Genomic DNA, 26,575 nt, shown 5'->3' on the forward strand with positions numbered 1-26,575 from the left:
CGTCTTAATCATTGTCACTATGCTTTGATGGAATTACGGATATGAAAAGACAAATAAACAAGTTCATTATGAATCAGTTGGCCGTATTGGCCCCCGAATTCAAGGCCAGGTTGATCTACAAAAGAGCATTTGGCAAACCGCTGAACTTGCAGGCGCCATCGACTTGGAATGAAAAAATCAATCACCTTAAGTTGAATGACTACAGTAAAAACGCCTTAGTCACTCAATGCGCAGATAAATATGCGGTTAGAGAGTACATCAAGGCAAAAGGATGTGAAGAGATCCTTAATGAGCTGTACTTTGCCTGTGATTCGGTACAGGAGATCCCATGGGAAACGCTGCCTGAGAAATTTGTCATCAAGGGAAATCACGGCTCAGGATATAATTTAATTTGCCAGAATAAACAATCGTTGAACATTAAAAGCGCCTCCCAGCTGATCGATGGCTGGATGAAAGACGATTACTGGAAAACCTATGTAGAACTCAACTACAAAGGGATACAAAAAAAGATCATTGGAGAAAAGTATATCGAATCGGCCAATGGTCACGGGCCTGAAGACTATAAAATTTATTGTTTTCGCGGTGTGCCTTACTGCACCTTGCTGTGCGTCGGCAGGGATACCGGGACGCCGAAATATTACTTCTTCGACAAAGATTTCAAGTTCCTTTGCTATAGCGAGGACTGCCTGGCGTTGAGCCAGGAGGAGATAGACGCCTTCGTGAAACCGGAGGGATACGATGAGCTGTTTGAGTATGCCGCTCGTTTGTCGGCGCCCTTCGAGTTCGTGCGCGTTGATTTCTACATCTCTCAGGGCCAAATCATTTTCGGTGAGCTGACCTTTACCCCCTCGGCCGGGCTGGATACGGATATTCTGCCACCGACCGATGTTTTGCTTGGCAAGATGCTGACGCTGCAACAGCACTGATTATCATCAACAAAAGGCGGCGCAATTCCCCTGCGTATCCATCAAACAGGAGATACCGGCCGGCGTTTTCGCAGGCCGCCCGCCGGTATCTCACTGTGGGGCGGCGGGCCGGCACCGCCCCGCCACCTGCGCTTTATCCACAGCGGAGTGGCTTGCACCGCCAACGGGAACGTTCCCCTTTGGGCGACATAACCCCTTGAAAAACAATGGCATTAGAACATTAATAAGAATCGTTTACATATTTATAATAAAATGTTCTATATGTATAGGAAGCTATAATATAAGATACCGGAAAGTTTCCCTGGTGTTGTTGTGTGTCTTTGCCCTATTTTATAGGGCTTTTTTTTCGCTAACACCCATTGATGATTGAGTGTTTTTGCGCCCATCAGCAGATTATCCCCTCCCAAAAAACATAATCATTTCTAATTAATCGTAACCCTTCTTATTCCTGACTTGCCAATAATAACAATGAGTTGCTATTAACCCTGCGAAGCATCAGGCAGCCACCGCCTGATCCCGGCCGCACTTCGCCACTGAAATACCCGCCCGAAGGAGAGGTTTTTACTGGGCGCGTACCGATGCTAATATCGGCCTTTTTCGAGGACGCTGCCCCGCATGTTATTGTCTCACCGGCATTTTATCTGCACGCTTCTGGCGCTCGCCATCGGCTTTTGGTTGCCGACTGCCGTGCAGGCCAGGCCCGATCTGGAACGCAGGATCGGCGTGACCGTCGCCGATAGCGACTCTGCGGATTACCGCTTCAGCGATCTGCGCTTCACCTCCGCCGATGGTCAACGGCGTTACCGCGTCCGTATCGCCCAGCCGCGTCGGGCGCCTGCGCCTGACGGCTATCCGACGATTTATTTCCTCGACGGCAATGCGGTGCTGATGGAGCTGAACGCCAGCTTACTGGCCAGATTGGCGACGGCGAAGCGGCCACCGGTGCTGGTGATGATCGGCTATGACAACGATCTGCGCATCGATGCCGCCGGCCGCGCCTACGACTATACGCTGCCTCTGCCGACGGGCATGAAGAAACCGCCGCAGGGGGGCGGGGGCGCGGAGGCCTTCCTGCAATTGATGGAAACGCGGATCAAACCGGCGATCGCCGCCAAACTGGCGGTCGATCCGCAGCGGCAAACGCTATGGGGCCATTCCTACGGCGGGCTCTTCGTTCTGCATACGTTATTCACCCATCCCGCCGCCTTCCAGCATTATATCGCCGTGGAACCCTCGCTGTGGTGGGGCAACGGCATGATCCTGCAAGAGGCGCAGCAGTGGGCGGAACGGCATCCGACGCCGGCGGCAAGGCTGCAGTTGTGGGTGGGTCTGGCGGAGCGCGATCGCGCGGCCCCGCCCGGCGTGAAGAGCCCTGCACTGCCGGCGAACGCGGCGCAAATGCTGGCGGAACGCCTGGCAAAGCTCGACGGTCTTACCGTCGGCTATCGGGAGTGGCCCGGCTTGGGACACGGCGCCATGCTGGGTGCCGCCATCGAGCCGGCACTGAGCAGCGTGGCATATGAAGACTAAAGGAGGGTATCGACCGCATTTTCATCGGCGGCTCATATCTTCTGATAAGAAGAGCGTTTAATATCTGAGACAGCGCGCAGTCATCGCGGAACGGATGCGCAAAAACAAAGTGGCTCCCCCGTCGGCAAGTTAGCTTGCTCTATCCGGTGGAGCCGTACAGTACTGCAGTTTTCCCGGTGGGGCCCTGGTGAGGCGCAAGTAGGAAAAGATGGTGTTGGCAGGGCATTTCAGCGTTTTAATACTGCCTGTTTCGCTATTTTCTTCACCCTGTGATGCTTACTATAAGCGCCCGCCTGCACGGCGGAAAAGGGTGAAAACCACCCTTGAAATACATTAATAAAAGTGATAATAGAAGCGGTTGGGGCGAAAGCGTCTAGTTCAGATTTGAATAATTAAATCAGGGAATTATATTAAAAATGAATATTAATATCACCGACAAACCCAACCCGCAGGATGAAGAGTTCGTTATCGACAGCCTCTGGGCGCACAACCATAAAACCCAGCCCGTAGACATTCACCCGCTGTTCCTGACCGTCACCGACGACAACCAGCAGATCGTCGGCGGTCTGGTCGCACGTACCTGGTGGGGCGGCCTGGAAGTACAGTATCTTTGGGTCGGCGATCAATGCCGCAAAAGCGGTTACGGTCGCCAACTGATGCAGCTGGCCGAAGAAGAAGCCCGCAAGCGCGGTTGCCATATGGCCTACGTCGATACCTTCGATTTCCAGGCCAGAGGCTTCTACGAAAAACTGGGCTACCGGGTCTATGGCGAGCTGGGTGACTATGCGCATCGCCATACCCGCCATTACCTGGCTAAAAGCCTGTAACGCGGCCTGAGCGGCGCAGAGGTGGGTATGGGTTCATCGCATAAAAATAATGAATCTTATTTCAAGGGCCTCATCACCATGATGGAGCACCTGAGCGAGCCCTGGGGCATCAAAGACCAGCTGTCCCGCCACCTCTATATGAACCGCGCCGCTTATCTCTATACCAATACGCCGCTGAATTTCGACGTCGCCGGAAAATATGACCACGAATTCCCCGCCGACTGGGCCGATTCCGCCGCCGACTTTATCGAGCATGACAAGATGACCGAAGCGGCGCGCGATCGGGTCACGGTCATCGAGACGCACTACTGGTATGGCAAAGACAGCCTGACGCCGTTTATCAGCGAAAAGCTGCCGGTCTACAACGATGACAAACAGGTGATCGGCGTGATCTGGAACGCCAAGCCGATGAACAGCCTGTCGCCGCTGAAATACATCAATCAGCAAAAACCCAGCATCTTGACCACCGAAGTTAACAACGAGCTGTTCACCCGCGCCGAGCTCGATGTCATTTTCCTTATGCTGCAGCGATTTACGGTGAAAGAGATCGCCAAAATCTATAACGTCAGCAATAAGACCATCGAAAACCGCATTTATAATATTTACCAGAAGGCCAACGTGCATACTCAGCAACAGTTTGAGGAGTATTGCAAATACGCCAACCTGGATAACTACATTCCCGATCGCCTGATAACCAAGGGCATTCAGTTTATTTGAACCGCAAGGAAGATCTCACCGTGATAAAGATCGAAGATTATCCGCTCACCCGGGTGCCGCAGGATAAAAGAGTCTCGTTTTTAAGCGTGGCCATCGTGCATATGGGCATGCTGACCGCGCTGGACCAGTTCATGCTCGGCGCCGTGCTCGGCAACTCCATGACGCTGATTGACGCCTTCACCGCCATTTTCGTCGGCAGCCTGATCTTCGGCGTGGTGACCTATGGGCTTGGGATGGCGGGCATGCGCGAAGGGATTTCCGGCAGCCTGCTGGCGCGCTGGTGCGGCTTTGGCCGCCTGGGCTCGGTGCTGATCGGCGTGGTCGTGGCCGTCAGCCTGCTGGGTTGGTTCGGCATTCAAAACGCCATTTTCGCCAAGTCGCTCGATTTCGCGCTCGGCAATAAGCTGGGCTTTGGCCTGGCCGCCGGGCTCTCGGGCACGCTGTTGACCATCCTGGTGGCATTCGGCTTCAAGGCGTTGCGCATCGCCGCCCGTATCGCGGTGCCGATGTTCATTATGCTGGTGGCCTATATTTCAGTGACAGCGCTTTCCGGCCATAACCTGCAGGAGATCATCCAGCTGGCGCCGCCGGGTGAACCATTGACCATCAGCGCCGGCATCACCATCGTCGTCGGCGGCGCCATCGTGGCCAGCCTGATGACGCCCGATCTGACCCGTTACTCCAAAAACGGCAAACACGTGCTCGGCGTTACGATCTTCACCATCGTCGCCGGCGAGTTCGTGGTGAATGGCCTGGCTATCCTGATCGCCAAAACCCTGGGCACCGCGGATGTGGTCACCATCATGTCGCAAGCGGCCGGCGGCGCCGGTTTGCTGGTGGTGGTGTTTTCCACCCTGCGCGTCAACGATCTCAACCTGTACTCCTCTTCGCTGGGCATCGTCAACGCGGTGGAAGGCATCACCGGCAAAAAGCTGAAGTACACCTACACCACGTTGGCGATCGGTATTCTGGGCACTACGCTGTCGGTGCTGGGCATTCTCGACCGCTTCGTCGACTTCCTGACGGTGCTTGGCGTGGTCTTCCCGCCCATTATCGGCATCATGCTGGTGGACTATTACCTGCTGCGCAGCCACCGCAAAATCCTGGACGAGAGCCGCCGTACGGGCCAGTTGCCGAACGAAACCCCAACCATCGGCTGGGCGGCGATCGTCGCCAGCATCGCCGGCGGCGCCGTTGGCCTGGCGACCGAATGGGGCGTACCGACCATCAACTCACTGGTGGCCGCCAGCCTGCTGTATTGGGTGCTCAAGCTGGCCTTCAGTCGGGCGCAAAAACCCCTGGCCTCGCAGAAGTCGCTCTGATTTTCGCACAGGCGTTAACACACTCCTCCGATGACGGGGGAGTGTTTTATTGCTCGCAAAGTGCGGAGTTCAGCGCAAAGGAATAGGCCGATCGCGCAGACAAACGGCCGTGGTGATGAGGGTCCCTGGTGTCGGTAGCAAGCTATCCATTATGCTCAGAGTGCGGGAACATCCCCCTCTGAGCTTTTTATTATAAAAGTCGTTAGCTTCAGTGTTTTGATCGTAAAGAAAAACTTCAGCTTGCATGAACAGTAGCCCATGAAATCGCCTTTGGTCAACATAAAAGTGAACATAAAATTGGCTTTTGTGTTCACTTTTCCATAAGCAAAAGCTAATCAATTGATTTGCACAGCTTTATCATTTCCCCAAACCGCCTTCCGCATCCACGTCGCCCGCCCCCCGCCAAGCCGCTGACAGAAAGCAATAATTAACGAAAATAATCAGTCTGTTATCCTATTTCCTGCGCCTTTTTATCTGGACAACGCCAACGCGTAAGATATAGTGAAGCCAGCGTAATGTTTGTAAGGACAGCCTATGAAAACCCCCAACGCACAGCGCAAAATCAACATCATTAAAAATATTGAATATCTAATGCGTACCCGCGGTGAAACCAAGGCTTCCTTTTCCAACCGCAGCGGCCTGACGCGCACTACCCTATACAAAATTCTTGATGGAAGAGTGAACAACGTTCAGCAATCCACCGTTAATCGGATTTCCGATTTTTTCGGTGTCTCCTGTGAAGAGATCGAAGACTACGATCTGGAAAAACTGGAGCTGCTCAACGAAACGTTGTCCACCGAAGGCAACAAGAACCCTTCCGCCATTCCGGTGATCCCGCAGTCGCGCTATCTGGCCGTCTCGCAGCGCAAGATCGGGCAACTGGTCACCGAGTTTCCTTTGACTTATTTCTTCGGCGATGAGTCGAACATGTTGGCAATGAAAATAGAGACCGAAATTAAAGGGTCATTCATTCCGGGCGAAGTCATTATCATCAAACGTCCGCCGGTACTGATTTGCGATTCACCTTTGCTGTATCACTCGGGAAAAAGCGGCTTCTTTGTGGTTGACGACAAAGACAGCGAAAGCATGGACAAACGCCTTCAGGAGACGGTGCAATTCCTGGGTTATATCGTTGGAGAAAGGTTATAAATGGAACCGAATCAGAAGTTCAAGCTGTTGGGCTTCACCCGACATGGCACCATCGCGGCCAATGTCATGGTATTGGCCACCGGCAAAACCATTACCATGGGGCTCAATGAGCTGGCCGACAGCGAAATATCGGAAGATCTGAGCCGGCACGAGCTGCAGGCGCTGTACCGTAAACTCTACGGCGACAATCAACAAAAAACCGCCTATGAGCTCAGCGATCGCCATGAACGTTCCTGGTACGCCTACCTGATTATTACCGTGGCGCTCAGCGTGATTTATATCTTCTCGACGCTGTGCGGCGTCAAGCCGATCCAAATTCCGGTGCTGAATCTCATCACGCCGCCGGCGATCTTCATCTATCCGCTCACGTTCATCCTGGTGGACATTCTCAACGAGTTCTATGGGTTGCGGCTGGCCAGACGCACCATCATCATCTCGTTCATCGCCAACCTGACCTTCGTCCTCGGCGTCTGGGTGACGACGCTGGTGCCGAGCATTCCACAGTGGGAGTACAGCGAGACCTACAACGGCATCGTTCACAGCATCATGGCGGTGCTGGTGGCCTCTTCGGCGGCCTATCTGATCTCCGAGAACGTCAACTCCTATCTGCTTTGCAAGATCAAGGAGTTGACCAACTCCCGCTACCTGTTCGTGCGCGTGATCACCAGCACCGTAATCGCATCGGCCATCGACAGCGTGGTGTTCTGTACGCTGGCGTTCTACAACGTGCTGAGCTGGGACATCATCAAAACCATGATCCTGTCTCAGTTCCTGATCAAGGTGGTTTACGCCCTGCTGGGCGTCGGGCCGATTTACGCCACCCGCAGTCTGTTTAACCGCTACATCAATACCGAACAAGCAAAGGGCAATGAATATGCATATCCAAAAGCAAGATAAGATCACCCATCTTGGCGCGAACTCCGATTATCCGGACCAATATGCTCCCGCATTGCTCGAAGCCTTGCCGCGCGCACGCGGCCGCGATCTGATCGGCGTGGACGAACGGCGGCTGCCGTTCAGCGGCTTTGATCTGTGGACCGCCTTCGAGTTGTCGTGGCTCAACGGCAAGGGCAAACCGGTGGTGGGCATCGGCGAATTTACCTTCCCGCACTCTTCTTCCAACCTGATCGAATCCAAATCGTTCAAGCTGTATCTCAACAGCTTCAACCAAACGCGCTTCGACAGCGTGGAACAGGTGAGCGCCGCCATGCAGAAGGATCTGTCGCAGGCGGCCAATGGCCAGGTCACCGTCAAGCTCTATCCGGGTTTGGAAGGTTATCCGGCTCAGATCGATCGTCTGCCGGGCATCAACATCGACGATCTGGATATCGCGGTCGACGACTTCGCCTTCAAACCGGAATACCTGAGCGGCGCGGCCGATCAAGGGGAGCACGTAGCGGAGACGCTGTCTTCCAATCTGCTGAAATCCAACTGCCTGGTCACCAACCAGCCGGACTGGGGCAGCGTGGTGATCCGCTATGAAGGCCGCAAAATCGATCGCGAAAGCCTGCTGCGCTACCTGATCTCCTTCCGCCAGCACAACGAATTCCACGAGCAGTGCGTCGAGCGCATTTTCAACGACATCAAGCAGAGCTGCCGCCCGGAAAAACTCAGCGTGTTCGCGCGTTACACCCGCCGCGGCGGCCTGGACATCAACCCCTTCCGCAGCGATTTCGAAACGGCGCCGACGCTCGGCCGCCTGATCAGACAGTAAGCCCCATCCCCCAATGCTCCCGCCAGGGAGCATTGTTTCTCTCGCTTTCATCTCCCTGTTATTTTTCGCCATTATCGTCGTCAGCGGCTATCTTCAAAGCACACTGACGGAGATTAACGACGCATGCCTGACCTTTCTCGCAGAGACATCCTGCGGGCTGCCGCCATCGGATCGGCGTTCTCGCTGTTGCCCGCCTCGATTCGCAAAGCGCTGGCCATTCCCGCCAATAACCGCACCGGCACCCTGCGCGACGTCGAACACGTGGTGATCCTGATGCAGGAGAACCGCTCTTTCGATCACTACTTCGGCACCTTGCCGGGCGTGCGCGGCTTCAGCGATCGATTTACCATTCCACTGCCCGGCGATCGCCTGGTCTGGCAGCAACAAGGCGCCGAACGGCTGGTGCTGCCCTACCATCTGGACAGCAAACGCGGCAACGCCCAGCGCGTCACCGGCACGCCGCACTCGTGGGTGGATGAGCAAGCCGCCTGGGATCACGGCCGCATGAGCGCCTGGCCCACCTACAAAACGCCGGCCTCGATGGGCTACTACCGCCAGCAGGAGCTGCCGTTCCAGTTCGCGCTGGCCAACGCCTTCACCCTGTGCGATGCCTATCACTGCTCCATCCACGCCGGCACCAACACCAATCGGCTGTTCCACTGGACCGGCACCAACGGCCCGTCCGCCGCCGACGTGGCGGTAGTGGTCAACGAATGGGACAGCCCCGGCCCGGCAGAGATCGGCTACCGGTGGACCACCTATCCGGAACGGCTGGAGGCGAGCGGCGTCAGTTGGAAGGTGTACCAATTCCTGCCGGACAACTTTACCGACAACCCGCTGGCGGGCTTTCGCCAATACCGCGCCGCCAGCATTCAGGTGGGCAACCCGGCTCGGCCGCCAAAAGACTTCAACGCCTTCGTGCCTTATCGCGACGAGCTCAACGCGACCGCGCCGCTGTACAAAGGCAACGGCAACACCCTGCCGGCCGCCGACGGCAACGATCTGGACGCCATGCTGGCCGGATTCCGCACCGACGTGCAGCAGGGCAAACTGCCGCAGGTCAGTTGGATCATCGCGCCGGCGGCCTATTCGGAACATCCCGATCCCTCCAGCCCGGTGCAGGGCGGCTGGTTCACGCAAGAGATCCTCAACGCGCTGACCGACAACCCGGAGGTGTGGAGTAAAACCGTGCTGCTGGTCAACTACGACGAAAACGACGGTTTTTTCGATCATATGCCTTCGCCTTCCGCGCCGTCGCTGCGCGAAGACGGCAGCTTCGCCGGTAAATCGACGGTGCCGTTCGATACCGAGATCTTCCAGCACGTGGCGCCGCCCGGCTCGCAGAACCAGCCGCCGCCGGACGGCCGCATCTACGGCCCCGGCCCGCGGGTGCCGATGCTGGTGCTGTCGCCCTGGAGCCGCGGCGGCTGGGTCAATTCGCAGGTCTTCGATCACACCTCGGTGCTGCAATTCCTGGAAAAGCGCTTTCAGGTGCATGAACCCAACATCAGCGCCTGGCGCCGCGCGGTGTGTGGCGATCTCACCTCGGCGTTCAACTTTGTCGATCCTAACGGCGAAGCATTGCCGAGCCTGCCCGCCACCAGCCGCCACGCCGCCGACGGTCTGCGTCAACGCCAGGAGCAGCTGCCGCAGGTGCCGCTGCCGCCGCCCGCCCGCCAGCGTTTGCCACACCAACGCCGCCTGGCGCGCCCTTCTCGCGCACTGCCCTATCAGCTGCACGTCGAGGTCAGCGTCGCGGCCGAGCAGCGGCGCGTAACGCTGAACCTGTTCAATACCGGCGAGCAAGGGGCGGTGTTTCACGTCTACGACCGGCGAGATCTGACGCAGATCCCGCGCCGCTATACCGTCGAGGCCGGCAAGGCGGTCAGCGACGACTGGCAGACGGAGGACGAGTACCATCTGTGGCTGCTCGGCCCCAACGGTTTTCATCGTGAAATGCGCGGCGCGCTGAGCCGGCCGCAGCCGGAAGTGCGTTTGCGCCCGACGGGCCGCAGCCTGCTGCTGCAGTTGGATAACCCAGGTGCCGAAACGGTGACGGTCACTCTCGACCGCTGCCCTTACACGCAACAAGGCCCGTGGCCCATCACGCTGCCTGCGGGCGGCAGCCACCGCCAAACGTTTGACGCCCGCGCCAGCGGCGGTTGGTATGATCTTGCGCTGCACAGCGCCGGAGGCTGGCGGCGCCGCCTGGCGGGCCGACTGGAGGATGGCGAACACAGCGTCAGCGACCCGCTGATGGGCCAGGAGTAACCTATCGACAGCGAAGAGGTTCAAAAAGCGAAAGGATATCGCTTATCATTGCGTTCTCGTTCCTAGCCGATTACTCAAGGATCTCCATGTCCGCTGTTCTTATCGCCAAAGCCGGCCGCTGGCTGGCCGCCTGCGTTTTGCTGTTGGCCGGCGCCGCTCAAGCCGCGCCGATCGTCGTTACCGATGTCGCCGGCCGTCAGGTTACGCTGCCGCAACCGGCCAAGCGCGTTATCCTGGCCGACGCCCGAGCGCTGTTGGCGCTGAATATTCTGCATCCGCAGGAGCCGCTGAAAAACATCATCGCCTGGGACAACTCGCTGAAGGTCAAAGCCCCGGATCTGGTTGAGGCCTATGCGAAAAAATTCCCTCAGGTCATGCAAATCCCCACCTTCGACAACCCCTACACCAGTGACTTCAGCGTGGAGAGCGCGGTGGTGCGCCAACCGGACCTGATCATTTTCGACATCGGTCTGCTGAGCAAATTGAAGGACAGCGGCGTACTGACCCAGCTGGAAAAAGTCGGCATCCCGGTGCTGATCATCGATTTCCGCCAGCAGCCGCTGACCAACACCGTCGCCAGCATGGCGCTGTTGGGCAAAGTGTTTGACGAGCAGCCCAACGCCGACGCCTTTATCCGTTTCTATCAGCAACGCCTCGAGCTGGTGCGCCAGCGCGTCGCCACGCTGAAACCGGAGCAGCGCCCCAGCGTCTTCATCGAACGCAGCGCCGGCATCAAAGGCGAGCAGTGCTGCAATACCTTCGGCAAAGGCAGCTTCGGGCAGTTTATCGATACCGCCGGCGGCGACAATATCGGCAGCAAACTGTTTTCAGACATGGGCGGTGAAGTAAACGTCGAACAGGTGATCGCCAGCAATCCGGATTTCTATCTGCTGACCGGCGCCGACTGGAGCCGTGGCCATCGCGGTACGCTGGCCGTGCCGCTGGGCTACACCACCGATATGGCCACCAGCCAAAAGAAACTGGCGCATCTGCTGGATCGCACCGGCATTAACGTGTTGAAAGCGGTGAAAGAAAAACGCGTGATGGCGATTTATCATCAATTTTACGACACGCCGCTCAACTTTATCGCGGTCGAGGCGATCGCCAAATTCCTGCACCCGGCGCTGTTTAAAGATATTGATCCGCAAGCGGATATCGAAAGCGTGCACCAGAAATTCACCGCGCTGGATTACAGCGGGGTCTTCTGGCTTACGCCGCAATAATCCCCGCCAGGGCCCGCCAACCGGGCCCTGCTACCGGCATCCTTCATGTAGTTACCCACTTAACTATTCCATAACAATTCTATTTACTTGCCAATAATTATCATTAAGATTGTCGTTTCTAAAAAAACACATCCGGGTCTGAAACTTCTAAGGCATTATTATGTCAATTCTTTTTCGCCTCTCCCTGCTGGCGACCTCTATCGCCGTTGCTTTCCCCATCCTTGCTGCTGATAACTCATCTCAAAACGATGCCGATACGGTAACCGTCGTCGGCAACTGGCTGGACAACCCTGATACCAGTTCGGTGCTGCTCAACCATCCGGGCGCGCGATCCATCGTCACTCAGCAGCAGATGCATGAGCAAGGCGACCAAACCATCGCCGACAGCCTGCGCGGTGTGCCCGGCGTGCAGGTGCGCGACAGCAACGGCACCGGCGGCAGCGACATTTCGCTCAACGTCGGCGTGCGCGGCCTGACCTCACGCCTTTCTCCGCGATCCACCATTCTGATGGACGGCGTTCCGTTGGCCGTCGCGCCTTACGGCCAGCCACAGCTGTCGATGGCGCCGCTGTCGATCGGCAACCTGCAATCGGTTGACGTGGTGCGCGGCGGCGGCGCGGTGCGTTACGGGCCGCAAAACGTCGGCGGCGTGATCAACTTCGTCACCCGCGACATTCCAAAAGCGTTTGGCGGCACCGCCGGCGTGCAAACTCAGGGCGCCAGCCACGGCGGCCTGAAGACCCTGACCAGCGCCTCGGTGGGCGGCACCGCAGATAACGGCTTCGGTGCCGAGCTGCTTTACTCCGGCCTGCACGGCCAGGGCTACCGCGACAACAACGACAACACCGACATCGACGATTTCATGCTGAAAACGCGTTATGCGTTCACCGATCGCGACGAACTGCTGGCCAATTTCCACTACTACGACGCCAAAGCCGGCATGCCGGGCGGGCTGAGCAGCGCGCAATACGCGCAGAACCCGTTCCAGTCCACGCGTCCCTGGGACCAGTTCGAAGGCCGCCGCAAGGATATGTCGTTCAAATACAAACATCAGGAAGACGACAAACAGTTCGAAGTGTTGACCTACTTCACCGACAGCTACCGCGGCAGCAACATCGAGTCGGAAGGCACCGGCAAAAATGCCGGGTTGCGGCGCATGGTGTCCTATCCGCGCCACTATTCGACCTGGGCGATCGAACCAAGCTATTCGCAGCTGTTTCGCTTCTGGGATATGGCGCACGAGATCACCCTCGGTTACCGCTACCTGAATGAAACCATGGATGAAAAGGCGTCGCGTTCGGCTTGGTATAACCCGGCGAATGTCGGCGCCACGCCGGATACCCCGGACTATTACCAGCACACCTCCGGCGGCACCGCAGCCAACGCGTTCTATATCGACGATACCATTAACGTCGGCAACTGGACGGTCACGCCGGGCCTGCGTTATGAAAGCATTCGCACCCACGTGGACGATTCGTTCAACAACATCAGCCGCGAGAAAAGCTACAGCGAACCGCTGCCGTCATTGAACGTGATGTACCACCTGTCCGACGCCTGGAAACTGTTCGCCAACGCCAACACCTCGTTCGGCAGCATGCAGTATTTCCAGCTGACCAAAGGCGGCAACGGCAACCAGCCTGCGCCGGGGCTGACGGCGGAAAAAGCGCATACCTATGAGTTCGGCACCCGCTACGACGACACCGTGGTCAAGGCCGAAGCCACGCTGTTCTATATCGACTTCGATAATCAGCTGCAATACATCAGCAACGATGTGGGCTGGACCAACATGGGCGCCACCAAGCACAAAGGCATCGAGTTGGCGCTCAGCTACGATCTCAGCGAGCTGAACCGCGCGCTGGACGGCGCCAGCGTCTACACCAGCTATACCTACACCAAGGCCAGCACCGACAAGGGCGACTTCGCCGGTAAAGACCTGCCGTTCTACTCGCGCCAGGTCTATACCGTCGGCACGCGCTACGCCACCGGCAACTGGGTATGGAATCTGGACGGTTACGCGCAGTCCAAACAGCATTCGCCGGGCACCGGGCCGGAGTACGTCACGCAGGAAAGCGCCGATGGTCAGTTCGGCAATATCGCCGGTTACATGGTGTGGAACATGCGCGGGGAATATAATTTCGGGCCGCAGCTATCGAACCTGACGCTGGGCGCCGGGGTGAAAAACCTGTTCGATCAGCGCTACTTTACCCGCTCCAACGACAATAACTTCGGCAAGTACGTCGGTGAACCGCGCACCTTCTTCGTGCAGGGTTCCGTCGCATTCTGACCCCCAGCGCCCACTACAGGCGCTTCGCTCATCCATACCGCCCGCTCGCATCTCGGGCGGTATTTCCTGCGCCTGACCCGCCCTATTTTTTGATCTTCCTCACTCCCCAAACGCCTGACGCATTATTTCATTGCTTTGCTAAACCGGTTCTTCTATTTTAGCCACCCATCAGACATCGGTAGAAACAGGGATTAAGCATGGCGAATCGCGTATGGGTGCTGGGCGACGCAGTGGTCGATTTGGTGCCAGAAAATTCAAACAGTTATCTTAAATGCCCCGGCGGCGCGCCGGCTAACGTGGCGGTGGGCGTCGCCCGCTTGGGCGGCGACAGCGCCTTTATCGGCCGAGTGGGGCAAGACAGCTTCGGCGCCTTTCTGCAGCAGGTGCTGAGCGAAGAAGGGGTGGATATTGACCATATGCTTTCGGATCCCGAACACCACACCTCCACGGTAGTGGTGGATCTCGATCAGCACGGTGAACGCTCATTCACTTTCATGGTACAGCCCAGTGCCGATCTGTTTTTACAGCCTGACGATCTGCCGGCCTTCCAACGCGGCGAGTGGCTGCATCTCTGCTCCATCGCGCTGTCGCAGGAGCCCAGCCGCAGCGCGGCCTTTACGGCAATGGAAAACATTCGGGCGGCCGGCGGGCGGGTCAGTTTCGATCCCAATATCCGCGAAGAGATCTGGCACCAACCGGAAGCGCTGCGCCCCTGCCTGCAAAAGGCGTTGCTGCTGGCGGACGTGGTGAAACTGTCGCGCGAAGAGCTGGTTTTCATCAGCCATCTTGACGATGTGGAGAACGGCATCCGCTGGATGATGCAAACCTACCCGTTGCGCCTGTTGCTGGTCACGCTGGGCGGCGACGGCGTCTACGTGCATGACGGCCAACGGCTGCGTCATTTCCGCGCGGCGCCTGTCGTGCCGGTCGATACCACCGGTGCCGGCGACGCGTTTGTCGCCGGGCTGTTAGCGGCGCTGGCGCGCCTTCACGCATTGCCGCAAGAAGCGCAATGGCCGGCGATTATCGCCCAGGCTCAGGCCTGCGGCGCGTTGGCCACCACCGCCAAAGGCGCCATGACCGCCCTGCCGCGCGCCGAAGAGCTCGCCGCTTTTCTGCGCTGATCCTCTGCATCCACGGCGATCCCCTGGGCGCCGTGGTCTTTTAACCCCACGATTTGCGCACTCGATCACAATAGCTGAATCGGGTTAGCAAACTTGATTGCCAGTCCGCTTCTCGATCGTTATCTTTCGCCATGAAAAACCGGTTTAGCAATTTAGCAAAAAATAATAACAACCCTTCCCGGATGATAGACGATGATGAAAAAACTCAGCTATTTGGCGATAACAACAGGGCTTTTCCTCTCCACTTCTGCCGCTGCGGCCTCCGGCGACGGCAGTATCGAGGCGCGTCTTAACGCGCTGGAACAACGTCTGGCGCAGGCGGAACAGCGCGCCGCTCAGGCTGAAACCCGCGCCACGGCGGCGGAACGCCGGGCGCAACAGCTGGAGCAGCGCACCGCCAGCACCGAGCGGCAAACCGCGCGGGTCGCGCAACGCGCCGCCGCGCTGGAAACGCAATCCCCCGCAACCGGCGCGCTGAAACTGAACGGCTTCAACGATCTGAAGCTCTACGGCGACGTGGAGTTCAATCTGGACGGCGCCAGCCGCAGCGGCCAACTGACGTCGTTGAAAGGCAGCGATCACAAGGATTGGAAACCCGGCAACAAAGAGCGCTGGGATATCAACGGCCGCATTCTGGTGGGGCTGGACGGCTATCGCCGCAATCCGGACGGCAACTTCTCCGGTTTCAGCGTCCAGCCGCTGGCGGACATGACCGGCAAAATGAACCTGGACGACGCCGCTTTCTTCTTCGGCAATGAAAAGAACTGGCAAACCAAAATCGGCCGCTTCGAAGCCTACGACATGTTCCCGCTGAATCAGGACACTTTCATTCAGTATTCAGGCAACACCGCCAACGATCTTTACGCTGACGGCTTTGGCTATATCTATATGATGAAAGAAGGCCGTGGCCGCAGCAGCAGCGGCGGAAACCTGATGTTGAGCAAATACGCCGGGGATGTCTATTTCGAACTGAACACGCTGGTGGAAGACGGCACCTCGCTGTTCCAGGACAACAGCTACCATGGCAATGCGCTGAACAATAAGAAAAACGTCGCCTATTTGCGCCCGGTGATCGCCTGGAAGAAAGAGGCCTTCAGCATCGCGGCGGCGATGGAAAGCAACGTGGTGAATAATGCCTACGGCTATCAGGACAGCCAGGGCCGCTTCGTCGATCAATCCAAGCGCAACGGCTACGGCATGACCATGAGCTGGAACACCAACGCGGCCGATCCGGATAACGGCGTGGTGGCCAACCTGAGCACCGCCTACCTGGACGCCGCCGGCGAGCAGGACTTGACCGCCGGCGTCAACGTGCTGTGGCGGCGCTTCGAACTGGGTTATATCTATGCGCACAACAACATCAAAGAGTTCAATACCGCCGGGATCGCCGCCGATATCCACAATCCGCTCAGCGAGCCGGGCAACTACGACATCCACACCGTTCACGCGTCGTATCAGATACCTAACATTATGAATATGAAGAATTTCAATGTGTATTTAGGCGCCTATGTTTCGCTGCTGGAAGCCAACGCCGAGAACAAGATCGCCAACGGCGACAACGACCAGCGTTACGGCGTGCGCGCCAGATTCAAGTATTTCTTCTGACATCGATGAACGTATTTCCGCCGCGCAGAGCGCGGCGGCATTTTAATTCAGCAAGGGGACAACATGGACATTACCGCAACCGCCAACGCGCTGTTGCCGCTGCTCGGCGGTAAAGAGAACATCGCCAGCGCCGCCCACTGCGCCACGCGCCTGCGCCTGGTGCTGGTGGACGACAGCAAGGTGGACAAAGAGGCCATCGGCAAACTGGACGGCGTCAAAGGCTGCTTCAGCAACGCCGGTCAGATCCAGGTGATCTTCGGCACCGGGCTGGTCAACAAGGTGCATGCGGAATTCATCAAGGCGGCGGGCGTCAGCGAATCCAGCAAGGCCGAAGCCGCCGATATCGCGGCGAAAAAGCTCAACCCGCTGCAGCGCATCGCCCGCCTGCTGTCGAACATCTTCGTGCCGATCATCCCGGCCATCGTCGCCTCCGGCCTGCTGATGGGGCTGCTCGGCATGGTGAAAACCTATGGCTGGGCGGATGCCGACAGCGCGCTGTTCGTGATGCTGAACATGTTCAGCTCGGCGGCGTTCATTATCCTGCCGATTCTGATCGGTTTCACCGCCGCCCGTGAATTCGGCGGCAACCCCTATCTGGGCGCCACGCTCGGCGGCATTCTGACGCACCCGGCGCTGACCAACGCCTGGGGCGTCGCCGGAGGGTTCCATACCATGAACTTCTTCGGTCTGGAGATCGCCATGATCGGCTATCAGGGCACGGTATTTCCGGTGCTGCTGACGGTGTGGTTCATGAGCCTGTTGGAAAAACGCCTGCGCAAGGTGATCCCCAACGCGCTGGATTTGATCCTGACGCCGTTCCTGACGGTCGTGATCTCCGGGTTTGTCGCCCTGCTGTTTATCGGCCCCGCCGGCCGGGCGCTGGGCGACGGCATCTCCTTCGTGCTCAGCACGCTGATCGCCCATGCCGGTTGGTTCGCCGGCCTGCTGTTCGGCGGCCTCTATTCCGCCATTGTCATCACCGGCATCCATCACAGCTTCCACGCGGTGGAGGCCGGGCTGCTCGGCAACCCCAACATCGGCGTCAACTTCCTGCTGCCGATTTGGTCGATGGCCAACATCGCTCAGGGCGGCGCCTGCCTGGCGGTGTATTTCAAAACGCGCGACGCCAAAATCAAAGCCATCGCTGTGCCTTCAGCCTTTTCCGCCATGCTCGGCATCACCGAGGCGGCGCTGTTCGGCATCAACCTGCGCTTCGTGAAACCGTTCCTGGCGGCGCTGGCGGGCGGCGCACTCGGCGGCGCCTGGGTGGTGGCCAATCATGTCGGCATGAACGCGGTCGGGCTGACGGCGATCCCCGGCATGGCGATCGTGCAGGCCAGTTCGCTGGTCAGCTATATCATCGGCCTGGCGATCGCGTTTGGCAGCGCCTTCGCCCTCTCCCTGCTGCTGAAATATAAAACGGACGCGCAATGATGGAGGAGCTCAGCCTAATCAAACAGGCAATGCGGGCGGTCATGAACGGCCTGCCACTCGCGCTGCGCGATCCGCACCGCCCGGCCTGGCATCTGGCGCCCAGCGTTGGCCTGCTGAACGATCCCAACGGCTTCATTCAGCACAACGGCGTTTATCATCTGTTCTATCAATGGAATCCGCTGGGCTGCGACCATCGCAACAAGTGCTGGGGACATTGGCAGTCAACCGACTTGCTGCGTTGGGCGCATCAGCCGATCGCCCTGGCGCCGGGCGCCTGTTACGACAGCCACGGCTGTTACTCCGGCTCGGCGGTGGTGGCGGAAGACAAAATCACGCTGATCTACACCGGCAACGTGAAATTCCCCGACGGCTCACGCACCGCTTACCAGTGCCTGGCTCAGGAAAGCGATCGGGGCGAGTACCGCAAACTCGGGCCGGTGCTGCCGCTGCCGGCGGGCTACAGCGGGCACGTACGCGATCCGAAAGTGTGGCGTCATCAGAATGCGTGGTACATGGTGCTCGGCGCGCGGGACTTGCAGGATCGCGGCAAGGTGCTGTTACTGCGCTCCGCCGATCTGCGCGGCTGGCAACCGCTGGGCGAGATCGCCGGTTCCGGCCTGAACGGCTTAGGCGAATTCGGCTACATGTGGGAGTGCCCGGATCTGTTCTCGCTGGACGACGCTGACGTGTTGATCTGCTGCCCGCAGGGGCTGACGCCGCAGCCGGAACGCTACCTCAATCGCTATCAGGCCGGTTATCTGATCGGCAAGCTGGATTACCGCCAGGCGGCCTTCCGTCACGGCGAATTCCGCGAACTGGACGCCGGCTTCGAGTTTTATGCGCCGCAGACTACGCTGACGGAAGATGGCCGCCGCTTGCTGTTCGGCTGGATGGGCGTGCCCGAGCAAGATGAAGAAGCCCATCCGACGCGCCGCTACGGCTGGATCCACACCATGACCTGCCCGCGCGAGCTGTCGCTGCGGCATGGCCGCCTCCAGCAGCGTCCGGCGCGCGAGCTGCAACAGCTGCGCGGCGAACGAACATGCTGGCAGGGCCGCGCCGATGACGCCCCCGCCTGCGCGCTGGGGGCCGCGGAGCTGCAGTTGGCGCCGCAGGGCGCGTTCAACGCCGCCTTTGGCGACGCAATGACGCTGAACTGGGACGGCGAAAGGCTGCGGCTGACGCGCGCTTCCCTGGCCGACGGCCAGCCGGAGCACCGTTACTGGCGCGGCCCGGTCACGCATCTGCAGCTGCTGTTCGATCGTTCCAGCGTGGAGATCTTCATCAACCGCGGCGAGGCCGTGATGAGCGCGCGCTACTTCCCGGCCATTGAGCCGCAACTGCGGCTGTCCGGAAACGCGCCGCTGGCGTTGGAATACTGGCCGCTGACGCCATGCATGCTAGAATGACGCATCCTCCGATGACTTCAGATGGCGTCAGTGAAAAAAAATAAACGCATTACCATCAGTGACATCGCCACGCTGGCCGGGGTGTCGAAATCGACCGCCAGCCTGGTGCTGAACGGCCGCAGCAAGGAATACCGGGTGTCCGACGACACCCGCGACCGCATTCTGGCGCTGGCGCACGAACACCATTATCAGCCCAGCATCCACGCCCGCTCCCTGCGCTCCAACCGCAGCCACACGCTGGGGCTGGTGGTGCCGGAGATGACCAACTACGGCTTTGCAGTGATTTCACGCGAGCTGGAAACGCTGTGCCGCGAAGCCGGCCTGCAGCTGTTGATCGCCTGCACCGATGAAAACCCGGCGCAGGAGATGATGGCGGTGAACAGTCTGGTACAGCGGCAGGTGGACGGCTTGATCGTCGCCTCCAGCCAGTTGAACGACGCAGAATACCAGAAGATCAACGCCGGGCTGCCGGTGGTGCAGATGGATCGCCTGATCGCCGGCTCCGAACTGCCGCTGGTGATCACCGATTCGGTCAATTCGACCGCCGACCTGGTGGAAACGGTCGCGCGCCAACATCCGGATGAGATCTATTTTCTCGGCGGGCAGCCGCGCATTTCGCCGACCCGCGATCGCCTGGCCGGCTTCCAGCTTGGCCTGGAGCGCGCCGGCGTAACGTGCAAACCGGAATGGATCATCAACGGCAACTATCACCCCAGCTCAGGTTACGAGATGTTCGCTCAGCTGTGCGCACAGTTGGGGCGTCCGCCCAAAGCGCTGTTTACCGCCGCCTGCGGCCTGCTGGAAGGCGTATTGCGTTATCTGACTCAGCATCAGCTGATGGAGAGCGACATTCACCTGTGCAGCTTCGACGATCACTACCTGTTCGACTGCATGACGCTGAAGATAGACACGGTCGCGCAAGACTGCCTGGCACTGGCGCAACATAGCTTCGACAATGTCACCGCGCTTATCGACGAGCGGCCGCTGGAACAGAACGCGCTGTATCTGCCGGGCCGCATCCACTGGCGCCATGCCGGTTCCAGGGATTTGTTGGCAAAGGCGTGACAGCTCTTTAGCCGTAAAAAAAGGGCGCCTGAGCGCCCTTTATCGTTTTGCTGCCGCTACTTGGCGGCGCCTTCCATGCCCACCAGCCCCACTTTCAGGTAACCGGCTTTACGCAGGGTGTCCATCACGCTCATCAGCGTTTCATAGTCCACGCTCTTGTCCGCCTGGAAGAAGATGGTGGTTTCTTTGTTCGCCTGAGTGCGTTGATCCAGCACCGAGGTCAGCTGATCCGCATTCACCGGCTGATCGCCGACGTAGAGCTGCTTGTCGGCCTTCACCGACAGGAAGACCGGTTTTTCCGGCCGCGGCTGCGGCTTGGCGGAAGAAGCCGGCAGATCGACGCGGATATCTACCGTTGCCAGCGGCGCGGCCACCATAAAGATGATCAACAGCACCAACATGACGTCGATAAACGGCGTCACGTTGATTTCATGCAGTTCGCCGCTGTCGTCCAGATCTTCATTTAAGCGCATCGCCATGACTCACCCCGCCCGCAGTTGATGTGCGTGCTGTGAGCGCTTGGCTTCCGCCGTTGCGGCCAGATCCAGATCGCGGCCCTGCAGCAGCAAGACCTGGGCCGCCACGTCGCCCACCTGGGCGCGATGGCCGCTGATGACGCGGGCGAAGATGTTGTAGATCACCACCGCCGGGATCGCCGCCACCAGGCCCATTGCGGTCGCCAGCAGCGCCTCGGCGATGCCCGGCGCCACGACCGCCAGGTTGGTGGTCTGCGAATGGGCGATGCCGATGAAGCTGTTCATGATGCCCCATACGGTACCGAACAGGCCGACGAACGGCGAGATGGCGCCGATGGTGGCCAGAAAGCCGTTGCCGCGGCCCATATTGCGGCTGTAGGCCGCCATGCGGCGCTCGAGGCGGAAACCGGTGCGCTCTTTGATGCCGTTGTTGTCGTCAGACTCGGCGGACAGCTCCAGCTCGTTTTGCGCATCGTTCAGCAGCACCGCGCTGACGCTCTCCGGGGAGAAATTTTGCGCCAGCTCGGAAGCTTCATCCAACGAGCGCGCGTCGGCCAGCGCCGACTGCTCGCGGCGCAGACGGCGCTTGGCGCGCAGCAGTTCGCTGCCTTTGGCGAACAGAATGGTCCAGGTCACGATAGACGCCAGCACCAGGCCGATCATCACCGCTTTCACCACCGCGTCGGCGTGCTGGTACATGCCCCAAATGGACAAGTCCATACCGCGGGTTTCCGGTGGCTGGATCGTGGGCGCCGGGTTCACCGGCGTGATGCTTTCCGGCGCGGCGGCTGCAGGCGCAGGCGCGGCGGCTGGCGCAACGCTTTCGGCAACGGCCGGATGGGTCGCCGGCGCAGCCTGCGCGCTGCCGGCCAACCCTACGACCAGCACCATTGAAGCCATCAGGCTGCGGCCAAAGGCCTTGCCCCACTGCGCCCGGCCCTGGCCGAACGATCCTTGATTTAAATTCTTGCCAGCCGTTTTCACGCTGTGCCTCCACCCATTACCGATCAAAATTAAGGAATAATTCAGCGTGCGATCATATCAAACCAACCGGGGATTGATAGTAGTTCTCATTATTATTTACCAAATAAACGAGAAAATTTTAGACACCTCCGCAACCAAACGCCAATCCACGCCCGTTCACCGCTAAAAGCCCCTTTTATAGGGCGATTTCGTTACTTTTCTCCCACAACGGCGCAACAACGCCACGCTGCCGAACGGCGTCTCGACCGATGAATGGGCTTCTCTCTGGCCGCTCGGCAGAAGGATGACACGAAAAATGCGCGGGCGGCAGCCAATTATAGCCGTTTCTATATCCAGAAGTTAAAACGTCTGGATGGCTATAATAACTCATGCTAACGTAAGGGCTATCGCAAACGGGCAGTGCAGAGCAACCAGAGGTGAGCCAGGTACCATGACGTCAAAACACATCGAAACCACGCTGATCGGCGCCGGCCGCGGCAAACGCTACACCCAGGGCTCCGTCAACCCCGTGACTCAACGCGCCTCTTCCCTGGTCTTCGACTCCGTCGCCGCCAAAAAACAGGCCACTGCGCAACGCGCCCACGGCGAGCTGTTTTATGGCCGACGCGGCACGCTGACCCACTTCGCGCTGCAGGATGCGATGGTGGAGCTGGAGGGCGGCGCCGGCTGCGTGCTGTACCCCTGCGGCGCGGCGGCGGTGGCCAATGCGATCCTGTCGTTCGTCGGCGCCGGCGATCACCTGCTGGTCACCGGCTCAGCGTATGAACCGACCCAGGACTTCTGCACCCACATCCTCGGCCGCATGAACGTCAGCACCACCTATTTCGATCCGCTGATCGGCGCCGACATCGCCACGCTTATCCAACCCAATACCCGCGTGGTGTTCCTTGAGTCCCCCGGCTCCATCACCCTGGAAGTGCAGGATATCCCGGCGATGGTGCAGGCCATTCGCGCCGTGGCGCCGGACGTGGTGATCATGATAGACAACACCTGGGCGGCGGGCGTGCTGTTCAAGGCGCTGGATTTCGACATCGACATTTCCATTCAGGCCGGCACCAAATACCTGATCGGCCATTCCGATTACATGCTCGGCACCGCCGTCGCCAACGCGCGCTGTTGGGAGCAACTGCGCGAGTACTCCTATCTGATGGGGCAGATGGTGGATGCCGACACCGCCTACATGGCGAGCCGCGGCCTGCGCACCCTGAGCGTGCGGCTCAAGCAGCACGAACGCAGCAGCATTGAGGTCGCCAACTGGCTGGCCGAACGGCCGGAGGTGGCGACGGTCAATCACCCGGCCCTGCCCAGCTGCAAGGGCCACGCGTTCTACCGCCGCGACTTCAGCGGCTGCAACGGGCTGTTCTCTTTCGTGCTGAAAGAGCGGCTGGATGAGGCGCAGCTGGCCGCTTACCTGGACAACTTCAGCCACTTCAGCATGGCCTACTCCTGGGGCGGCTTCGAGTCGCTGATCCTGGCCAACCAGCCGGAAGAACTGGAAGCGATCCGCCCGGCGGGCGGCGTCGATTTTTCCGGCACGCTGGTGCGGTTGCATATCGGTCTGGAGAACGTCGAAGACCTGATCGCCGATCTGGCGGCCGGCTTCGATCGCCTCAACGGCGTGCGCTAAGGCGGATTCCGGTAATTTTCTTCGTCTCGTTTAATGTCGGCTTAAGCTATTAGCGGTACACTAACCGGGTAACTGTCAGATACGGTAACCGCCGCATCCTGGAGAACGTGACCCCGGGCGCAACCGGCATGCAACAGGACATAAAATGGATGTATTACGAGAGATTATTCATGCGCTTTGGCAGCAGGACTTCATCGCCCTCGCCGATCCCAGCGTGATTTGGGTGGTTTACGCCGTACTTTTCACCACCTTGTTTTTGGAAAACGGACTGCTGCCCGCCTCCTTCCTCCCCGGTGATAGCCTGCTGTTGCTGTCGGGCGCGCTGATCGCCAAAGGCGTGATGGGCTTTGCCCCCACCCTGTTGATTCTGACCGCCGCCGCCGGCCTCGGCTGCTGGCTGAGCTATATCCAGGGCCGCTGGCTGGGCCACACCAGCCTGGTGAAAGGCTGGCTGCTGCAACTGCCGGCGCAATACCATCAGCGCGCGCATAACCTGTTCAACCGCCACGGGCTGACGGCGCTGCTGATCGGCCGCTTCCTCGGCTTCGTGCGCACGCTGCTGCCGACCATGGCCGGCATTTCCGGGCTCAACAGCTCGCGCTTCCAGGTTTTCAACTGGCTGAGCGCAGCGATCTGGGTCTGCGCGCTGGTCGGCCTCGGCTACGCTTTCAGCCAAATTCCGCTGGTGAAACGCCACGAAAGCCAGGTGATGACCGGCCTGATGCTGCTGCCGCTGCTGCTGCTGTTCGTCGGCCTGCTCGGCGCCATGCTGGTGGTCTGGCGTAAAAAACGCGCTTCCTCTTCCTGATCCCGGCGCGCTACAGCGCTTTCTCGACCAACGCCAGGCGAGGCGGCAACTTGCTCACCAGCGTATCCACCGCCAGCCGCACCTTCAGCGGCAGGTGAGGCGTGTGCGGCCACACCGCATGCGCTTCAAAGGCGGCGCCGGGCCGATCGCGCAGCAGGCGCACCAGCGCCCCGCTCAACAGCTGCTCACGCACCAGCCAACACGGCAGCCAGGCGATGCCGAACCCGGCCGTCGCCGCATCCGCAATCGCCTGCAAATCGTCCATCTGCAATCGGTTATTCGGCATCACTTCCTGCGGCTCGCCGTTTTCGTCCAGCACCCGCCAGCTGCGCCGCGCGCCGGCGCGCATATAGGTCACCGCCTCGTGCTGGGCCAGTTGCTCAATGCTGTGCGGTTCGCCGCACCGCTGCAGATAGGCCGGCGAGGCGCACAGCGTCATGCGGTGATCGCCGATGCGCCGCGCCACCAGCCCATTGCTGTTGGCCAGCGTGCCGTTGCGGATCGCCATATCGAAACCGTCCTCAATCAGATCCACCACCCGATCGCTGAACGACAGCTCCAGCTCCAGGCCGGGATGCTCACGCGTCAGCTCGGTCAGCAGCGGCGCGATGCACATGCGGCCAAACAACACCGGCATCGATACCCGCAGCCGGCCACTGACCTGCCGCTTGCCCGACTCCAGCAGCGTTTCCGCGCCGCGGATCTCCTCCAGCGCCCGCAGGCAACGCTCATAGAACAACGCGCCATCGTCGGTCAGGCTCTGGCTGCGGGTGGTGCGATGAAACAGCCGCACGCCCAGCCGCTGTTCCAGCCGGGCGATCGTTTTCCCCACCGCCGAGCGCGACAGGTGCAGCCGACTGGCCGCCAACGCAAAACTGCCCGCCTCCACGGCGGTGACGAATACCGAAATGCCGCTCAATCGATCGCTCATGGTTTGTCGCTCTAAAAGAAACAATCTGCGGAAATCTTATCGCCACTGGCGAACCTTCATCAACGATATTATCGACAGGTCGTTAATCGCAGACTTTGGAGAACATCATGACCGACACGATGCAACGCTGGACGATGGACGCCCTGGGGCGTGAACACCTGCAGCTGACCACCGACGCGATCCCGCAGCCGGGGCCGCGCGAGATCAGAGTGAAAGTGAAGGCGGTAGCGCTCAACTACCGCGACAAAATGATGATTGAAAGCGGCATGGGGCTGACGCTGCCGCAGTCGTTCACCCCCGCCTCGGACATGGCCGGCGAGGTCGACGCCGTCGGACCCGGCGTCAGCCGTTTCCAACCCGGCGCCCGGGTCATTTCTACCTTCAGCCCCGGCTGGATCGACGGCCGGCAAAAACCGTACGGCGATGCGCGCCAGGTGCCTTACCACACCCTTGGCGGCTTCTATCAGGGCGTGCTGGCGGAATACGTGATTTTGCATGAAGAGTGGTTGGTGGCGGCGCCGGCGTCGCTGGACGACGTACAGGCCAGCACCCTGCCTTGCGCCGGGCTGACCGCCTGGTTCGCGCTGGTGGAACAGGGCAAACTGCATGCCGGCGAGACGGTACTGGTGCAAGGCACCGGCGGCGTGGCGCTGTTCGCGCTGCAGATCGCCAAAGCCCACGGCGCGGAGGTCTATGTCACCTCCGGCAGCGATGAAAAGCTGGCGCGAGCCCTGGCATTGGGCGCCAATCATGGCATCAACCGGCTGGACGGCGATTGGGTGGAGGCGATTTATGCGCTGACGCAGGATCGCGGCATCGACCATGTGATCGATACCGTCGGCGGCCCGAATTTGGGCAACTCGGTGCGCGCCGTGGCGGTGGGCGGCCGCATCTCAGTGATCGGCGTGCTGGCGGGCGCCGAGATCACCGCCCCCGCCGGCCTGCTGCTGCTGAAATCGGCGGCGATCCAGGGCATCGGCGTCGGCCACCGCCGCGCGCTGGAAGATCTGGTGCGCGCCGTGGACGCCGTCAACCTGCAGCCGGTGATCGACCAGGTATACCGGCTCGATCAACTGCCGCAGGCGTTGGATCACCTCGATCGCGGCCCGTTCGGCAAGATCGTGCTAACCCCATAGCCCGCCGCCCGGC

At 59.6% G+C, this 26,575-nt stretch carries 22 protein-coding genes; 19 read left to right on the top strand and 3 right to left on the bottom strand.

The features are described from left to right. Positions 1-41 precede the first annotated feature (41 nt). From ACMGG9_RS19940 to ACMGG9_RS20015, 16 genes are all read left to right on the top strand, one after another. A complete protein-coding gene (locus ACMGG9_RS19940; protein WP_033651313.1) occupies positions 42-926 on the top strand; it encodes an ATP-grasp fold amidoligase family protein in 885 nt (294 codons plus the stop codon). Between the two features lie 615 nt (positions 927-1,541). Continuing rightward, positions 1,542-2,456 (top strand): alpha/beta hydrolase, encoded by a 915-nt coding sequence (locus ACMGG9_RS19945; RefSeq protein ID WP_414161660.1) that lies wholly within the window; start codon positions 1,542-1,544, stop codon positions 2,454-2,456. A 416-nt stretch (positions 2,457-2,872) separates the two neighbouring features. Beyond that, a complete protein-coding gene (locus ACMGG9_RS19950; RefSeq protein WP_019453029.1) occupies positions 2,873-3,283 on the top strand; it encodes a GNAT family N-acetyltransferase in 411 nt (136 codons plus the stop codon). Positions 3,284-3,310: 27 nt separating this feature from the next. Further along, positions 3,311-4,000: a helix-turn-helix transcriptional regulator gene (locus tag ACMGG9_RS19955; protein ID WP_033644646.1), complete on the top strand. Its 690-nt coding sequence runs from the start codon at positions 3,311-3,313 to the stop codon at positions 3,998-4,000. Positions 4,001-4,020: 20 nt separating this feature from the next. Further along, the gene (locus tag ACMGG9_RS19960; RefSeq protein WP_033644921.1) at positions 4,021-5,322 is read left to right on the top strand and encodes a cytosine permease; all 1,302 of its coding nucleotides are present in this window, start codon (positions 4,021-4,023) and stop codon (positions 5,320-5,322) included. Between the two features lie 534 nt (positions 5,323-5,856). Beyond that, entirely contained in the window at positions 5,857-6,471 is a 615-nt protein-coding gene (locus ACMGG9_RS19965) for a helix-turn-helix domain-containing protein (protein ID WP_033644644.1), read from the top strand. Beyond that, positions 6,472-7,368 (top strand): queuosine precursor transporter, encoded by an 897-nt coding sequence (locus ACMGG9_RS19970; protein ID WP_033644642.1) that lies wholly within the window; start codon positions 6,472-6,474, stop codon positions 7,366-7,368. Beyond that, positions 7,346-8,185 (top strand): NADPH-dependent 7-cyano-7-deazaguanine reductase QueF, encoded by an 840-nt coding sequence (gene queF, locus ACMGG9_RS19975; RefSeq protein WP_046687812.1) that lies wholly within the window; start codon positions 7,346-7,348, stop codon positions 8,183-8,185. Before ACMGG9_RS19970 ends, queF begins: the two co-directional genes overlap by 23 nt. A gap of 123 nt (positions 8,186-8,308) precedes the next feature. After that, entirely contained in the window at positions 8,309-10,456 is a 2,148-nt protein-coding gene (locus ACMGG9_RS19980; RefSeq protein WP_164106432.1) for a phosphocholine-specific phospholipase C, read from the top strand. 86 nt (positions 10,457-10,542) lie between these two features. Then, positions 10,543-11,679, top strand: coding sequence for an ABC transporter substrate-binding protein (locus ACMGG9_RS19985; RefSeq protein ID WP_033644639.1), 1,137 nt, complete (start codon positions 10,543-10,545; stop codon positions 11,677-11,679). A 160-nt stretch (positions 11,680-11,839) separates the two neighbouring features. Then, positions 11,840-13,963, top strand: a complete 2,124-nt coding sequence (locus ACMGG9_RS19990; protein ID WP_033644638.1) for a TonB-dependent receptor family protein — start codon at positions 11,840-11,842, stop codon at positions 13,961-13,963. 197 nt (positions 13,964-14,160) lie between these two features. Next, the gene (locus ACMGG9_RS19995; protein ID WP_033651307.1) at positions 14,161-15,087 is read left to right on the top strand and encodes an aminoimidazole riboside kinase; all 927 of its coding nucleotides are present in this window, start codon (positions 14,161-14,163) and stop codon (positions 15,085-15,087) included. Positions 15,088-15,282: 195 nt separating this feature from the next. After that, a complete protein-coding gene (locus tag ACMGG9_RS20000; RefSeq protein ID WP_033651352.1) occupies positions 15,283-16,692 on the top strand; it encodes a carbohydrate porin in 1,410 nt (469 codons plus the stop codon). A gap of 63 nt (positions 16,693-16,755) precedes the next feature. Then, positions 16,756-18,126 carry a sucrose-specific PTS transporter subunit IIBC gene (locus ACMGG9_RS20005; RefSeq protein ID WP_033644635.1) on the top strand — a complete coding sequence of 457 codons (1,371 nt, stop codon included), beginning with the start codon at positions 16,756-16,758 and terminating at the stop codon, positions 18,124-18,126. Then, on the top strand, positions 18,126-19,535 hold the full coding sequence (locus ACMGG9_RS20010; RefSeq protein WP_216474492.1) for a sucrose-6-phosphate hydrolase: 1,410 nt from the start codon (positions 18,126-18,128) through the stop codon (positions 19,533-19,535). Before ACMGG9_RS20005 ends, ACMGG9_RS20010 begins: the two co-directional genes overlap by 1 nt. A gap of 21 nt (positions 19,536-19,556) precedes the next feature. Beyond that, positions 19,557-20,600, top strand: a complete 1,044-nt coding sequence (locus tag ACMGG9_RS20015) for a LacI family DNA-binding transcriptional regulator (RefSeq protein ID WP_033644632.1) — start codon at positions 19,557-19,559, stop codon at positions 20,598-20,600. A 56-nt stretch (positions 20,601-20,656) separates the two neighbouring features. Here the strand turns inward: ACMGG9_RS20015 and exbD are convergent, their stop codons facing one another. Then, complete coding sequence (exbD, locus tag ACMGG9_RS20020; RefSeq protein ID WP_004937307.1) at positions 20,657-21,079, bottom strand: TonB system transport protein ExbD; 423 nt, start codon at positions 21,077-21,079, stop codon at positions 20,657-20,659. A gap of 3 nt (positions 21,080-21,082) precedes the next feature. After that, positions 21,083-22,060 (bottom strand): tol-pal system-associated acyl-CoA thioesterase, encoded by a 978-nt coding sequence (gene exbB, locus ACMGG9_RS20025; RefSeq protein WP_414161661.1) that lies wholly within the window; start codon positions 22,058-22,060, stop codon positions 21,083-21,085. 430 nt (positions 22,061-22,490) lie between these two features. On the opposite strand from exbB, the gene metC reads away from it, so the two are divergent. Beyond that, a complete protein-coding gene (gene metC / locus ACMGG9_RS20030; protein ID WP_033644631.1) occupies positions 22,491-23,687 on the top strand; it encodes a cystathionine beta-lyase in 1,197 nt (398 codons plus the stop codon). A gap of 145 nt (positions 23,688-23,832) precedes the next feature. Next, on the top strand, positions 23,833-24,495 hold the full coding sequence (locus tag ACMGG9_RS20035; RefSeq protein ID WP_033644630.1) for a DedA family protein: 663 nt from the start codon (positions 23,833-23,835) through the stop codon (positions 24,493-24,495). A gap of 10 nt (positions 24,496-24,505) precedes the next feature. Here ACMGG9_RS20035 and ACMGG9_RS20040 read toward each other — a convergent pair whose 3' ends face one another. Continuing rightward, entirely contained in the window at positions 24,506-25,426 is a 921-nt protein-coding gene (locus ACMGG9_RS20040; protein WP_042785382.1) for a LysR family transcriptional regulator, read from the bottom strand. Positions 25,427-25,533: 107 nt separating this feature from the next. Between ACMGG9_RS20040 and ACMGG9_RS20045 the strand changes: the two genes are divergently transcribed. After that, complete coding sequence (locus ACMGG9_RS20045) at positions 25,534-26,562, top strand: zinc-dependent alcohol dehydrogenase family protein (RefSeq protein ID WP_042785383.1); 1,029 nt, start codon at positions 25,534-25,536, stop codon at positions 26,560-26,562. The last annotated feature ends 13 nt before the right edge of the window (positions 26,563-26,575 follow it).

The sequence above is a fragment of the Serratia sp. BNK-10 genome (assembly GCF_047456065.1).
In the GTDB taxonomy this organism is placed as follows: domain Bacteria; phylum Pseudomonadota; class Gammaproteobacteria; order Enterobacterales; family Enterobacteriaceae; genus Serratia; species Serratia ureilytica.